Source organism: Microbacterium sp. 71-23 (assembly GCF_001897265.1).
Lineage (GTDB): Bacteria > Actinomycetota > Actinomycetes > Actinomycetales > Microbacteriaceae > Microbacterium > Microbacterium ginsengisoli.
In genome coordinates this window covers 3,386-4,893 of the sequence record NZ_MKSL01000006.1, presented here as the reverse complement: position 1 = coordinate 4,893, position 1,508 = coordinate 3,386, and the positions used below count along the sequence as shown (strand labels likewise).

At 74.1% G+C, this 1,508-nt stretch carries 1 protein-coding gene; it reads left to right on the top strand.

The window, feature by feature from the left end; all coding sequences use genetic code 11:
- Positions 1 to 1,508 (top strand): alpha-galactosidase (locus tag BGO15_RS00085; RefSeq protein ID WP_286746447.1); only part of this gene is annotated, 1,508 nt, incomplete at both ends.

Here is a 1,508-nt window from a genome sequence, read left to right as displayed (position 1 = left end):
TCCAGTGGGACGGCGCCCTCCATCTCGAGCGCCACGGCGCCGAGGTCATCGCACCGAGCGCCCTGTTCCGGCTGAACGTCGACCGACGCCGGCACGACGCGCTCGCTGCGATCGACCCGGGCGACGCGTCCGGGGGCGACCTCGGGCTGACGGTCCGCGGCACGCTGCCCGGCACAGCGGTCGCCGTCGAATGGACCGCACGGCGGATCATCGCGGACGCGGATGTGTGGGAGTTCGGGCTCGTCCTGGAGAACCACGGCGAGGCGCCCGTCGCCGTCTCCCGCATGGACCCGGTCGCACTGCGCCTCCCCGGTGACCCGTGGACCATCCACGGCTACCGGTCGGCATGGGGCGACGAGTTCCGCCCGTTCACCGAGACGACCGACTCCGACCAGCGGTTCGAGTCCCGCTCCGGCCGCTCCTCCCACGGCATGGCGCCCTGGGTGGCCTTCGAGAGCGCGGCCGCGGCCATCGTCGTCGCGCCGGCGTGGAGCGGCAACTGGCACGTCGACGTCCGCGAGGCCGCGACGGTGACCGCGGGCATCTCGGACTGGCAGTTCGAGACGCTCCTCGGCCTCGGCGAGCGCACCGTCGCCCCATCCGTCGTCGTCGCCGTCGGTGCCGACGTGGACGACGCGGCCCTCGCCCTCACCGACGCGCTCGGCCGGGCGTGGACGCCGCGGTCCGCGGCATCCGATCGCCTGGATGTCGAGTGGAACCACTGGTGGCCGTACGAGGACGTCGAGGTCGACGCGGCGGCGATCGACGCGAACGCGCGGATCGCGGCCGAGCTCGGCATCGGCTTCGCGACAGTCGACGCCGGCTGGTTCGGCCCGGCCGACCCGACGACGCAGTGGTGGCGCTACCGCGGCGACTGGGACCTCGTGAACACGGCGCGCTTCCCCGGCGGGCTCCCCGCCCTCGGCGACGCGATCCGGGCGGCCGGTGTCCGCCCTGGCATCTGGGTGGAGGCCGAGGCCATCGGCGTGCGCTCCGCCGCGCGCCGGGAGCGGCCGGAGATCCTGGCGCTCGCCGTCGACGGCCGTCGCCCCGACCCGTCGTACGGCAACACCCCGGAGTCCCTCGACCCCGACGACCCGACCTTCCTCGGGTACGTGTGCTGCGGGTCGCCGGAGGGCCGGGAGTTCGTGCTCGACAGCCTCGACCGCACCGTGCGGGCGATGGGCGCGGAGTGGGTCAAGCTCGACTTCAACGTCGACCCGGATGCCGGCTGCACCCGCACCGACCACGGCCACGGCGCGCGCGACGGCCTGTACCGCCACTACGAGGGGCTCTACGCCGTGCTCGACGAGCTGCGGGCGCGGCATCCGGAGCTCGTCCTCGAGGCGTGCAGCTCGGGCGGCCTCCGCATCGACCTGGGTCTCGCCCGTCACGTCCACACGCTCTTCCTGTCGGACCCGGACTACACCGAGCACCACCTGCAGGTGCTGTGGGGGGCGAGCCGGATGCTGCCGCCCGCGTCGATCCTGCATTGGTCGTGGTCGCAG